Consider the following 12,234-nt stretch of genomic DNA (forward strand, 5'->3'; position numbering starts at 1 on the left):
ATTAATGATGTGTTGATCGTTGTTAACTACTAAAACTAATAACGATCAACCCACCACTAAAAACTAAACTGTGCTCGCAAGTTGCCGACAAAAATGGTCGGATTGCTATCAAAGTTATTAGCGTTAAAGATGGCGTAGAAAGATGGCACCAACGCCAAATTGTCACTCAATGGGAAGAAGTAAGACGCTTCTAACTCATACATCGTGCCGCCATCGCCCGCACCCGCAGCAAAGTATTCTTCACCTCGAATAATGTCCATTGGCACCAGGAAGGTTACAACGCCTAGAGCACCTTTTTTGAACAAATCGGGGAAGCCAACCCCAACCTGGAATGATTGCACATCCACCGCTTTGTTGATTGGCTCTAGATTAGTGTTACCAAAGCTATAGCGTCCAAAAATACCAAAGCCAGGGGTGATCAGCCAATCAAAGTTGAAAGCAAGCGTGTTGGCATAGGCATGGTTCAAACCGCCATCAATAATGCCGTTAGAAAAGCCTGGACCCGCATCGAGGTAGCCGTAAGGAATAGGTTCACCAATGGCACCACCAACCTGACCGCCGTACGCCTGAATGCGGCTGTAGTTGTACATGAACCGGAAGTTAAGGGAACTCGTCGGTGAGAAGGTCAACTCAGCCGTCGCTGTATTGGTGCCACCAAACAGACCAAAATTAGGATTGCTGGAGGTGTTAAAGCCAAACTGACCGGGCAGAAACTCTGTGTTTTCGCCCAAATACGCAACGGCTAATCGGAACTGTTTATTGATGTTCCACTCTATAACAGCCCCCGATCCACGATCGATCGCGTTTGTCTGGGTGCTGCCGATCGAGTCAAAGCTACCTGCTCCAGTGAGAAAGAAGGTAAAGCGGTTGAAATCAAAGTGGCGATACCAATTCACGCGGGGACCAACAGTGATCTTAATCGCGTCGTTCAACGGAAAACTATAGAACAAATCGTGAATCACGACATCATTACGACCGTTCACTGTACCGGCGGACTGATCGGTAAAGGGTGAACCAAAGGCGTTAAAGAACCCTGCTGACGCATATTGGTTGATCGGCGAAATGCCGTTACCAGCCGCTAGCTGAGTGACGAGGCTATCTTTACCCGAAAACGATGTATTAAAAGTCAGCCAGGTCAGAAAACTAAACGTTGGCTCTGGTGAACCTGTTACTTGTCGAGTTGGTAACCCAGTAGCGGGGTCGCGGGTGGCAAAAAAGCGCCCGTTAGCAGGGTTCTCAACGCTTCCAGGTGGTCCTTCAAACGTCACATCCCGACTAGCATTGGCAGCAGAGAGATTAAACCAAACTAAACCATTCAGCTTGGTCGTTGTAGAGAACTGCTGTTTCTCCAAAGTGGCGGTACGTGCTTCCACTGCATCAACCCGCCCACGGACAGTAGCGAGTTCTGCTGCAAACTCTTCCTGAAGCTTCTGTACGGCTAGCAAATCTTCTTTTTTGACTAGATCAGCCGTGCCCGCTGCAATCAGTTCATTGATTCGATCCATACAGGCATTTAGCCCAGCCGAAAACTCGTAGCGAGTCAGCGCCCGGTTGCCTCTGAAGGTTTTATCGGGATAGCCAACAATACAGCCGTAGCGTTCAACCAATGATTGCAGCGCTTGAAATGCCCAATCCGTCGGCTGAACATCAGTAAGCTGAGAGACAGATGTGACTTGATCGATCGCGCTGGGATCATCTGCCTGTGCCTCGTCTGCTTCGGCTGGCTCCATCTCGGCAACATTAGCAATAGCCTCGATCGCATTAGCGTGCAAAGTTGGTTGGGGCGCTTGCTGGGCAGCAGTCGGTTGTGCCGTGACGGGTTGTACCGCAGCCGGTTGTGCCGCAGCGGACAAACTGGCTGGCTTAGGATGAGTATCAGAAACCGCTGGCAAGGTGTTGATAGAACTCTGCGAGGCTCTCACACCCGTTGCCGTTAGCCCTGTGACTGCTCCTGCAATGACCAAAGCTGTACATAGATTGGCTGGCGTCGCCAAAAGAAATTTCCATCGTTTGGAAATAGACATCAGAACCTCACACCACATAACTGAACGAATCAACTTGCAAGCATACTAAAGCCCATGTCGAAGCGATGTAATTTTCGACACATTAGATCTCTCTAAAGGCATAGATGTTTTATAGTACGTCAGTTGCCCAGCCCTGGAGTTAGCAACTTTTCGGTCGTTAGGGATCAATCGCCTTTGATTAAGCGTTGCTAGATTAAGGCGCTTCCAGAGACGTCTTACAATGAGATCGAGCCGCTTGTGAATCTAGCTAGTGTATGAATACAGATGCTTGTACGCCCCGTATCCCTGCGTACCTTATATAAGGATCAACTAGCGCTCGACATTGCCATTCACCTATAGTCTCTGCTTCGAGCTTACTTTTGTAACGGTTTGGGCATCCTTCACTCATGCCGTTTCTTTTGCTTGAAGAATTATGGGTACTTTTTTGCCAGTTGTCACTTCTCCTTTGTTAACGACGCGCTTTGTCAACGTTTTGCATTGGGCAGCGGAACTACACGCTCGACAAGTTAGGGAAACACATGACATTCCCTTTGTCAGTCACCTGCTGGCAGTAGCTGCTCTTACCGTAGAAAAAGGCGCAATTCTACTGCCAGCAGAGTTGCTTGAAGATGCGGCAATTGTGGCACTTATGCATCATTCTGTCGGCGATATTGGGCTACCGCTAGAACTGTTTGAGTCGATCAGTCACAATGTTCAAGCTGCAATGCAACTGCTCTGCCAGGACTGCCCCTCCGCTAAAACAGAACCAAAACAGGCGTACGTTCAACGTTTGATTAACGGTACAGGTGAGGCGGCAGCGATCGCTCAATTAGTGGCAGCGGCTGACCATCTCGATAATCTTCGCTTTTATACCGACCAGGGGCGGAGCTTATGGAAGCCCAACGATCAACCTTTTTATGAACATTTTGTCGAGCAAGTCAATGTGCCTTCCGCATGGGCAGAGGAAATGGAGCTTTTGCTAGAACGTCTGCGGCAACCAGTGCGATCGAGAACTGGTGCTGGAGTGATCTAAGCTGCGCTGTTCAATTACCCGTAAACCGATGCAGAAATGTGGCTTTCCTAATTGTTTTGGTGATCGTTTGTCTGTATTATGATCTCTTATCGCATAACTTACGCTATTCCGATTGGTTAGCCGTATATTCAAGGAGACATAGAATGACTGTCCGGCAGCGCGCTCCCAAGCCTCTGGGAAACCTTATTCACTATTTTACTGATCGACTCAGATTTACCTCCTTCAGACAGTTCGTATCCCTTTTTGTTGTGGGAGCAGTGCTGAGTCTATCGATCGCTGCCTGCTCTTCGGGCAACAATGCCACCACTCCCGCTGCCGGTGGCAGTGCCAGCCCTGTTGCTGACCAGAAAAAGGATGTTGAACTCACTCTGGTTGCCTACGCTGTGCCTAAGGAAGCGCATGATGCAATTATTCCAAAATTTGTTGAAAAATGGAAAACTGAGAAGGGACAGAACGTTACCTTTAATCAAAGCTACGGTGGCTCTGGCTCTCAAACCCGCGCCATCATTGACGGATTGGAAGCCGATGTCGTCAACTTGGCATTAGGAGCCGACGTACTTAAGCTGGTAAAGGCGGAGCTGGTCAGTCCTGACTGGAGTACGAAAGTGCCCAATAACGGCATCGTGGGCGAAACAGTAGTGGCTGTCACTACCCGCGAAGGCAACCCAAAAAATATTAAAACCTTTGCAGATTTGACCCGCGACGATGTGAAATGGGTGACGGCTGACCCAAAAACCTCCGGGGGCGCTCGTTGGAACTTCCTTGCACTCTGGGATTACAACCTCAAAACGGGTGGCAATGAAGCTAAAGCAAAGGAGTTCGTTGCCAAAGCCTATAAGAATGTAGTCGTCCTGGCAAAAGATGCGCGTGAATCAACTGATGCTTTTGCTAAGCAAGGTCAGGGGGATGCGCTACTAAACTACGAAAACGAAGTGATTCTGGCAAAAAACAAGGGTGAGAAGCTGGACTATGTCGTGCCTGAAGTTAACTTCTCGATCGACATTCCGGTGGCTGTAGTCGATAAAAACGTCGATAAGCATGGCACTCGCGAAGTGGCTGAAGCCTTCGTCCAGTACTTGTTTACGCCCGAAGCACAAGAAGAGTTTATCAAGCTCGGCTTCAGACCGCTTGCCGCTAGCGCAGACAAGAACAAAGAGCTAGCTGCAAAATATCCTCCCGTGAAGACACTCGGTACAATCAAAGAGTTCGGCGGCTGGGAACAGGCTCAAGATAAGTACTTTGGCGATAAAGGCGTTTTTGATGAGATCCGCGCTGCCAAGTAACATACTGCTGTAAATGCGGTTTTGCGCTTAGAGGAGCAAGGTAATCTTGCTCCTTTTTTGACGATCACTCAGACCCTTTGCTTCAGCGTCAACCTCGCTCCTTCTCTCAACACCGCGATGGCTCTCTACAGCGATGTGGTTGAGGCGAAATGAAGGGGTAAAACTCTGGTTGCCTCGCTTCTCTAAAAACTGTGCGTTTCAGTGCGTTTCAATAGTTAACTGGGTAGTACGTTTAACAGTGAGCCGATCGTTTGGATGCCAATAAGCAATACTAGACCACCCATCGCCACGATCGCCAGGGGACGTAGCGCTGCCTGAAGTTGCTTGAACTGACGCTCTAGATCGCTTTCGTAATAGTCCGCCAGTTTGACCAGCATTTCGTCTAAATTGCCCGTCTCTTCGCCTGTGCGGAGCATTTGCAGTGCCAGCGCTGGCAACTTTCCAGTCAAGCTTTGGCTTAAGGTTTGTCCAGCTTGCATGTGGCGAGAGGCGAGCGCCAACGTTTTTTGCAACGCCACATCAGGAATATGCGATCGCACTAACTCCAGTGCTTGCAACAGTGGCATTCCACACCGTAGCGGCAGTTCCAGTTCTGCAAAGTAAAGGAGCGATCGCGACTGGGCAATCCCTTTCAGAAACGGTACGCTTGCCATAAGTTGCTGGCCGTTGCCAGTTGCCTCCAGTAATCGCCTACTACTAAAACCGATCGCCGCCAGTAATGTTGCTAGAACGAAGAATCCTGGTTGCAACACGAAGGCTGTACTGCGCGAAAGCAAGGCGATCAGCAGCGTTAACAGGGCAAAGCCAATGATGATGACTGATGTGATTACAGAGCTGTAGAGCTTTTGTCGTCGGTGCTGCGCTTCGGCGGCGATCGCCAGTCGTTCAAATGTTTCTGCCAATGCGCCGCTATATTCGGCTACACGAATGAGCGCGAGCGTCCATTGGTCAAAATAAGGCGATCGACCATTAAGCGCGGTCGCCAGATCTTGACCCGCTTCCACTTTGAGGCTGGCTTCTTTGAGCGATCGCTGAAAGTTAGCGCTACAGTCTTTGCCAGCCATGCCCAAACACTGCTGCACTGGAATACCAGCCTTGAGCAACGCTGCGAACTGATGGAAAAAGCGAGCCGCTTCCAGCATGGTAAGAAGTTTGGAGAGAAAAGTTTTGAGTTTTAAGTTAGCGCAACTCAAAACCCAAAACTTACAACTCTCAACTTAATACTCTGGTACAGATGGATCAACTTCCCGGCTCCATGCCGTGATTCCACCTGTAACGTTAATGCCTTCAATGCCTGCTTTTTCTTTCAGGATGCCTAGCGCTTTCGCCGATCGTCCACCCATCTTGCAATGAGCAACGAGCTTGTGTCCGTTCAATAACTCTTTGACCTTCGCAACGCCATCACCATTCTCAATATCAGGTAGCGGGATCAGCACGGCACCAGGAATCTTTGCAATCTCGTACTCGTGGGGATTGCGAACATCCAGCAGCACATAATCGTCAGCATTGCTGTCAAGCAACTGCTTGAGTTCCTGCACGGACATTTCTTGCATACCAGCTTGCTCCTTTGCTTCAGCAGCTTTTGCCTGGGGGATCCCACAGAACTCTTCGTAATCGACCAGTTTTTCAATCACGGGACGCACGGGATTCGGACGCAGCTTGAGTTCCCGGAAGCTCATGTTCAAGGCATCGTAGAGCAGCAGTCGTCCGCTCAATGTCGTACCTTGACCCAGAATAATTTTGACTGTTTCCGTTGCCTGAATCACACCAATGATCCCTGGCAAAATACCCAATACACCGCCTTCCGCGCAGGAGGGAACGAGTCCAGGTGGGGGTGGTTCAGGGTAGAGGTCACGGTAGTTGGGACCGCCCTCGTAGTTAAAGACCGTTGCCTGTCCCTCAAACCGGAAGATCGAGCCGTAGACGTTTGGCTTGCCGAGCAACACGCAGGCATCGTTGACTAGATAGCGGGTGGGGAAGTTGTCGGTGCCATCAACAATGATGTCGTAAGGCTCAAAAAGCTCCAGGGCATTTTCAGACGTGAGGCGCGTTTCGTAGAGATCTACCTGGCAATAGGGGTTGATTTCGAGAATGCTGGCTTTAGCAGACTCAATCTTGGGTTTGCCGACCCACGATGTACCGTGAATGACTTGGCGTTGCAAGTTGGAAAAATCGACCACATCGAAATCGACGATGCCAATCCGTCCAATGCCAGCAGCGGCAAGGTAAAGCAGTAGTGGGGAGCCGAGACCACCTGTTCCAATACAAAGCACGCTGGCAGCTTTGAGACGCTTCTGCCCGTCTAACCCTACTTCGGGCAAGATCAGGTGACGCGAATAGCGCTCGTACTCTGCTTTTTCAAGCTGAATATCGTTGAGATTGGGATTGAGCATGGGAAGAAAGGCTAAAGGATGAAGGATGAAGGCTAAAAAAAGTTGAACTTTGAAGGAACGACTAAAGGATGTAGCTTGCTTCTGCGAAGCAATAGGCTAGAGGATAAAAAAGGATTGAATCGGTTTGCTGGACGGCTTCACATTCGAGCCACTTCAGCAAGTTGGAGGGCTTCGGATTCAAATTGATGTTGCTCGTTGAGTGTCCAACTGCGGCGATCGTTGGCATTGCCATGCTCAACGGAGACAATCAGGTAAGAGTACTGTGACCAGGCAAGGGCACGATCGCACTCGGACGGCACTGCCGGATGGTCAGGATGAGAATGGTAAATACCGATAATGTCTAGATTGTGCTGACGTGCTTCGCGCATTCCTGCCAACATGGCTTCTGGTGCAATCCAGTAGCGGCGAGTCTTGGTCAAAGCAGCACTGTCGTTCAGTTCATTTGCAGCATCTGTATCCCACGCATTCGGCACAGCATAAACGTCATGCACGACCTTTTCGTTTGCGGCGATCGTGCCCAGCAACAGCCCACAGCACTCTTCAGGGTAGGTGCGTTCGGCGTGGGCATAAATTGCCTGTAAGTGTTCGGCGTGAAGCGTTAAAGACACGGAAGGATGAGATGGTGTGCGACAGACTTCTTATTCTAGGACAGGATTATGCTGGATATGGTGCGTTGTCCAAAATGCTTAAACTTTAGACAGAAGTCAGGTTTGTTTACAGACAGGTGCTGTCTCTGCCGGAATCAAACGTGTCGCAGCCCCATGTCTAACTTTTGTTCGACTGCGCTCAAGTAGGCTTCTGCTGTGTCAGCAGCACTACCGCTAAAGCGAATGCGACCTCGATCGAGCCAAATTGCGCGATCGCACGAGCGATGAATATCCTCCATGCTGTGCGAAACCAGCAGCACAGTGGCACTACCATCCCAGAGCTGCTCCATTCGCTGCTTACACTTTTGCTTAAAGCTTTCGTCACCGACTGACAGCACTTCATCCAGAATCAAAATATCAGGCTGGACGTCCGTGGCGATCGCGAAACCTAACCGTGCTGTCATCCCTGAAGAGAGCGCTTTAACAGGGACAGAGGCATAATCCTCTAACTCCGCAAACTCCAGAATGGCAGCGGCTCTATCCAGCATCTCGCTGCGCTTAAAGCCTAGCAGCACACCATAGAGGACAATGTTTGCCATCACGGTTAGCTCAGAATCAAAGCCTGCACCTAGTTCAATTAACGGTGCAATGTGTCCTCTCACGCGCAAGGCACCGCGCGTTGGCTGCAAGATGCCTGATATCAGCTTGAGCAGCGTTGATTTACCCGAGCCGTTAGCACCAATAATGCCAATTTTTTCACCAGCCGTTACAGAGAGATCAATATGATCTAACACGAGCTTGCGGGCAGGCTTGCGGTACTTGCCTTCCACAAACGAGAGCAACGTCTTCTTCAAGTCATACGAAAACTCTTCTTGCGTGCGTCGTGACAGCGATACCTGGTCGAGGCGAATTACTTCCATTTAGAGTAAGTCCATAAACTGCGATCGCCAGGATCGGAAACAACTCCATCCCAGCCCAAAGATAATTAAGCCGCCCAACAGCGCACGCACCAGCATACCTACCTCTGGCGGTTCGCCTGACAACACAATTTGACGGGTACTTTCGATGATGGGAAAGAGCGGATTCAGGTCTAAGAAGGGTCTTACTTGTGGTGGCACAATGGAGGCTGGGTAAAATACAGGGCTACTAATCCACAGCACAAAGACAATCAATTCGTAAAAGTAAGGTAAGTCTCGAAAGAAGACAAACAAGCCCGCGACAAGAAAACCAGCGCCTAAACAGACCAGTACGAGCGCCAGAAACGGTAGCGGAAAAATTGCTAGATTAATCAAACTTTTAGTAACGATCGTCCCGATTAAATCTGGCAGTGGCAACGGCGTGGTCATGGTTTCTAACACATGATGCCGGACATTAATCACCGTAAAGATTGCCAGAAAAGGCAAAGGACCCACGGCAAACTGGAAGATATTCGCTACATTCACTGACACTGGGAAAACGCTGACGGGCAGACGGATTTTATTCAGTAAGGGTCCGTTGCCCACCACACTCGTGAGCGCTTGCGACGTGGCTGCTGAAAAGAAGTTAATGATCACTAGCCCTGTAAAGGCTGCCAGAGCATACCTGATCAGCGAGCCGTGATACACTTCTGCAAAAATACCGCCAAAAATCGCCGTGTACAGCCCAGTCATGGTCAGAGGATTCAGCAGCGACCAGAAGATGCCCAAGATGGAACCGCGATAGCGAGCACTCAGGTTGCGTTCAACCAAAACACGCAGCAATTCCCAGTAGCGCTGTGACTCGGAACGAGAAAGGTTTTTCCGAAGTGAGATTGCCATGCTTGGATCAAACCGAAGTGAATTCTGGTTGCAATTGCTGATCTAAATTCCCTGTATTTGGTGCCAATGTCAACCATGTGACAAACCAGAAGGGCTAGAAGCTTTGTCAGTATTGAGAGAAAAGTAGATTTTGACGAGCGCTCATTATCACTCTATGGAGACGCTGAAACAAGCTTCTGGTTCCATTACCCGAACGCCTCAGGCTCCGAAGCCAGGCTTATTGAGCAAAACCCAGCGCGATTAAAGTTTGTTGCATTGCCTGCTGCTGCTCCAAATCATACCCCCAGCGTTCTAAGAACGCTTGATAGTCTCCTGTTTTTGTGGCGATCGTCCCTAGTAAGCTTTGTGCTTCTGCCTGCACCTGAGGCAACTGGAGTGCTTGTATGAGTTGTGTTGTGCGCGATCGTACTCGTTCTGACCCTTGCAACAAGCCCTCATTCTGGTTACGGCGATGCGTCATTGCCATTGCTGTAGACATCACCAGGTTTTTGATCAACAGTGGCGCAACGATCGCGGGTGATGTTTGTAACGCTGCAATAAGTGTAGGTGTTGGGTGATCGGCTAGCGGGCGATCGTCGCTCAAGTACGTCACAAAAAAGCCTCGTGCCCCATTCTCACTGCGAACTAACTCACGCACCGTTGCCCCAAAAGCATCAACGTTACCTTGCTCAAGGTCGTTTAGGAGTGCCTGCGTGACGGCGATCGCGTCTGCAAAACTGATGTCAGCAGATGTAAAACGAGGCTCAACTGCCATGTTCTAAAGTTCTCTCGGTATGATGAACATTGAGCGTTCAGCACTCAGCTAGCAACCTGGCACTGGGACGATAAGCTAGAAGGGTCTCAAAGCTGTTGCCTGCTGTAGCTTGTTTCCGCTTTGCGGCAGCTGATGACTGAATTGTAAACGGCTGACCGCTGATTGCTTCTCCAAAGTATGGCAATTATCTCTTCCAAACAACCGACTCCAGATGCAGATGATCCAGCGCGTGACGATGTGTTACCTCTGGAGACTGCTAACGATGGCAGAAAGGAGCTATCAGCAAAAACCAGGACGCGAAAACAGGAGCAGCAGTTGCCTCTGAAGATTATCGAAGACGCTACTGGTAATGACGCTACTGGTACGGACGCGCGAAAACAGGAGCAGCAGTTGCCTCTGAAGATTATCGAAGACGCTACTGGTAATGACGCTACTGGTACGGACGACAGCAACATTAAACTAGCGCGGTCAGCTTCTTTATTGCAGCCCAATTCACAACCAGAGGAGCGCGGCAAACAGGAAGAGCGCCTCCGCCCGCAACGCCTTGCAGAATACGTTGGGCAGAAAGACCTGAAAGAAATTCTCGATATTGCCATTCGCGCTGCCAAAGCTCGGCATGAAACCTTAGATCATTTGCTGCTCTACGGTCCGCCTGGACTAGGCAAAACAACGATGTCATTGATTTTGGCGACCGAAATGGGAGTCAATTGCAAAATTACCAGTGCGCCCGCGCTAGAACGCCCCAAAGATATTGTGGGACTGCTGGTAAACTTGCAGCCGGGTGATGTGCTTTTTATTGACGAAATTCATCGTTTGAACAAGGTGAGCGAAGAGCTTCTGTATCCGGCAATGGAGGATTTTCGGGTTGATTTGACGATCGGGCAAGGCTCCAGCGCCCGCACACGATCGCTCAAATTACAGCCGTTTACGCTAGTTGGCGCGACAACACGGGTCGGTGCGCTCACATCGCCTCTACGTGATCGCTTTGGGCTGATTCAGCGGTTACGCTTTTACGAACTGGATGAACTGACGCAGATCGTGCTGCGAACAGCAAAACTGCTTGCTACCGCTGTGACATCTGAGGGCGCTACGGAAATTGCCCGCCGTGCTCGTGGCACTCCCCGCGTTGCCAATCGTCTGCTCAAACGAGTGCGTGACTATGTGCAGGTGAAAGAGATGGGCACGATCGACCAACCGATCGCTGCCGAGGCGTTGGAACGCTTTAACGTTGACCCCTGTGGCTTAGATTGGACTGATCGCCGCTTGCTAACGGTTATGATCGAACATTTTGGCGGTGGTCCCGTCGGGTTAGAGACAATGGCAGCTGTTACAGGCGAAGATGCTCAGACGATCGAAGAAGTGTACGAACCCTATCTTTTGCAGATTGGGTATCTCAACCGCACGTCGCGTGGTCGCATTGCGACTCCTGCTGCCTGGAAACATCTGGGCTATACGCCACCTAGCAATCAGCTTTCGATGCTTTAGCCAGCCACTTGGCTTACCCATTGCTCTACTAAAGCCAGTGATAATGTTTGAGGAGAAAAGGATCTGAACTCATGACCAACACTGTCAATGCGCCGCACCGCCTGAGGCTAAAAGTTGAAGGCTTGCTCAAAAAAGTCTTCCGCGCGTCCTCCGATCTATCGCAAACGCTGTCGCAAACCATTGCGCCCTCCACGTTCGATCGCCGGGGTGTTGCCGACCATTACCTCAAAGGCAAGGGCATTGAAATCGGCGCTTTACATAATCCGCTGCACGTCTCCGATACAATCCAGGTGCAATACGTAGACCGGATGTCTGTTGCAGACCTCAAAAAGCACTATCCCGAGCTAAGCGAGCTGCCACTGGTTGAGGTGGATATTCTGGATGACGGTGAAGAGCTAATCCATATTCCCCCTGCATCGCAAGATTTTGTGATTGCCAACCACTTTATCGAGCACTGCCAGAATCCGATCAAAACAATGCAGAGTATGCTGAGGGTGCTTAAGCCCGGGGGCATTCTCTACATGGGCATACCAGACAAACGGTATACCTTCGATGTTCATCGCCCACTGACGACGATCGACCATCTCCTCAAAGACTATAACGAGGGTCCCGAATGGTCAAAGAAACAGCATTTTCTAGACTGGGCAAAATTTCCTTCGTTGGGCTATACCAGCGAACATGACGGTCAAGATGACCCCAGAATCGAAGCAGAAGCCGATCGCTTTATAGCGATGGACTACAGCATTCACTACCACGTTTGGACACAGACCGAAATTCTAGAATTGCTAGCGACCTTACAGAAAACCTTGCAGTTTGGGTTTGAAGTCGAGCTGTTTCTCAAGAACAAAGATGAAATGATTCTCGTTTTGCGAAAAAATGCTTGACCGCTGCTCACGCTCA

General features: G+C 50.0%; 11 protein-coding genes. 4 read left to right on the plus strand and 7 right to left on the minus strand.

Annotation, left to right across the window (positions count from 1 at the left end; translation table 11 throughout):
- Window positions 1-56: 56 nt before the first annotated feature.
- Window positions 57-2,024, minus strand: coding sequence for an iron uptake porin (locus H6F86_RS07980; RefSeq protein ID WP_199305148.1), 1,968 nt, complete (start codon window positions 2,022-2,024; stop codon window positions 57-59).
- A gap of 412 nt (window positions 2,025-2,436) precedes the next feature.
- Between H6F86_RS07980 and H6F86_RS07985 the strand changes: the two genes are divergently transcribed.
- Together H6F86_RS07985 and H6F86_RS07990 are read left to right on the plus strand one after the other, a co-directional pair.
- Window positions 2,437-3,036 (plus strand): hypothetical protein, encoded by a 600-nt coding sequence (locus H6F86_RS07985; protein WP_190447828.1) that lies wholly within the window; start codon window positions 2,437-2,439, stop codon window positions 3,034-3,036.
- A 143-nt stretch (window positions 3,037-3,179) separates the two neighbouring features.
- Window positions 3,180-4,319 carry a sulfate ABC transporter substrate-binding protein gene (locus tag H6F86_RS07990; RefSeq protein ID WP_190447830.1) on the plus strand — a complete coding sequence of 380 codons (1,140 nt, stop codon included), beginning with the start codon at window positions 3,180-3,182 and terminating at the stop codon, window positions 4,317-4,319.
- A gap of 215 nt (window positions 4,320-4,534) precedes the next feature.
- Here the strand turns inward: H6F86_RS07990 and H6F86_RS07995 are convergent, their stop codons facing one another.
- The 6 genes from H6F86_RS07995 to H6F86_RS08020 all read right to left on the minus strand — a co-directional run bounded on the left by H6F86_RS07995 (window position 4,535) and on the right by H6F86_RS08020 (window position 9,849).
- Entirely contained in the window at window positions 4,535-5,461 is a 927-nt protein-coding gene (locus tag H6F86_RS07995; RefSeq protein ID WP_190447832.1) for a type II secretion system F family protein, read from the minus strand.
- Between the two features lie 75 nt (window positions 5,462-5,536).
- Window positions 5,537-6,712: a molybdopterin-synthase adenylyltransferase MoeB gene (gene moeB / locus H6F86_RS08000; RefSeq protein WP_190447834.1), complete on the minus strand. Its 1,176-nt coding sequence runs from the start codon at window positions 6,710-6,712 to the stop codon at window positions 5,537-5,539.
- A 137-nt stretch (window positions 6,713-6,849) separates the two neighbouring features.
- The gene (locus tag H6F86_RS08005) at window positions 6,850-7,320 is read right to left on the minus strand and encodes a Mov34/MPN/PAD-1 family protein (protein ID WP_190447836.1); all 471 of its coding nucleotides are present in this window, start codon (window positions 7,318-7,320) and stop codon (window positions 6,850-6,852) included.
- A gap of 134 nt (window positions 7,321-7,454) precedes the next feature.
- Window positions 7,455-8,219 carry an ABC transporter ATP-binding protein gene (locus H6F86_RS08010; RefSeq protein WP_190447838.1) on the minus strand — a complete coding sequence of 255 codons (765 nt, stop codon included), beginning with the start codon at window positions 8,217-8,219 and terminating at the stop codon, window positions 7,455-7,457.
- Complete coding sequence (locus tag H6F86_RS08015) at window positions 8,220-9,095, minus strand: ABC transporter permease (protein ID WP_190447840.1); 876 nt, start codon at window positions 9,093-9,095, stop codon at window positions 8,220-8,222. It abuts the gene before it with no gap.
- A 217-nt stretch (window positions 9,096-9,312) separates the two neighbouring features.
- The gene (locus H6F86_RS08020; RefSeq protein WP_190447841.1) at window positions 9,313-9,849 is read right to left on the minus strand and encodes a hypothetical protein; all 537 of its coding nucleotides are present in this window, start codon (window positions 9,847-9,849) and stop codon (window positions 9,313-9,315) included.
- Between the two features lie 177 nt (window positions 9,850-10,026).
- Between H6F86_RS08020 and ruvB the strand changes: the two genes are divergently transcribed.
- Both ruvB and H6F86_RS08030 read left to right on the plus strand, forming a co-directional pair.
- Window positions 10,027-11,334, plus strand: a complete 1,308-nt coding sequence (ruvB, locus tag H6F86_RS08025) for a Holliday junction branch migration DNA helicase RuvB (protein WP_206756018.1) — start codon at window positions 10,027-10,029, stop codon at window positions 11,332-11,334.
- Between the two features lie 71 nt (window positions 11,335-11,405).
- The gene (locus tag H6F86_RS08030; protein ID WP_190447843.1) at window positions 11,406-12,218 is read left to right on the plus strand and encodes a methyltransferase domain-containing protein; all 813 of its coding nucleotides are present in this window, start codon (window positions 11,406-11,408) and stop codon (window positions 12,216-12,218) included.
- The last annotated feature ends 16 nt before the right edge of the window (window positions 12,219-12,234 follow it).

Source organism: Phormidium sp. FACHB-592 (genome assembly GCF_014695795.1).
Taxonomy (GTDB): domain Bacteria; phylum Cyanobacteriota; class Cyanobacteriia; order Leptolyngbyales; family Leptolyngbyaceae; genus Stenomitos.

Coding starts and splice junctions, on each gene's coding strand:
- H6F86_RS07980 (WP_199305148.1), bottom strand. CDS start 2,024: ATGTCTATTTCCAAACGATGGAAATTTCTTTTGGCGACGCCAGCCAAT.
- H6F86_RS07985 (WP_190447828.1), top strand. CDS start 2,437: ATGGGTACTTTTTTGCCAGTTGTCACTTCTCCTTTGTTAACGACGCGC.
- H6F86_RS07990 (WP_190447830.1), top strand. CDS start 3,180: ATGACTGTCCGGCAGCGCGCTCCCAAGCCTCTGGGAAACCTTATTCAC.
- H6F86_RS07995 (WP_190447832.1), bottom strand. CDS start 5,461: ATGCTGGAAGCGGCTCGCTTTTTCCATCAGTTCGCAGCGTTGCTCAAG.
- moeB (WP_190447834.1), bottom strand. CDS start 6,712: ATGCTCAATCCCAATCTCAACGATATTCAGCTTGAAAAAGCAGAGTAC.
- H6F86_RS08010 (WP_190447838.1), bottom strand. CDS start 8,219: ATGGAAGTAATTCGCCTCGACCAGGTATCGCTGTCACGACGCACGCAA.
- H6F86_RS08015 (WP_190447840.1), bottom strand. CDS start 9,095: ATGGCAATCTCACTTCGGAAAAACCTTTCTCGTTCCGAGTCACAGCGC.
- H6F86_RS08020 (WP_190447841.1), bottom strand. CDS start 9,849: ATGGCAGTTGAGCCTCGTTTTACATCTGCTGACATCAGTTTTGCAGAC.
- ruvB (WP_206756018.1), top strand. CDS start 10,027: ATGGCAATTATCTCTTCCAAACAACCGACTCCAGATGCAGATGATCCA.
- H6F86_RS08030 (WP_190447843.1), top strand. CDS start 11,406: ATGACCAACACTGTCAATGCGCCGCACCGCCTGAGGCTAAAAGTTGAA.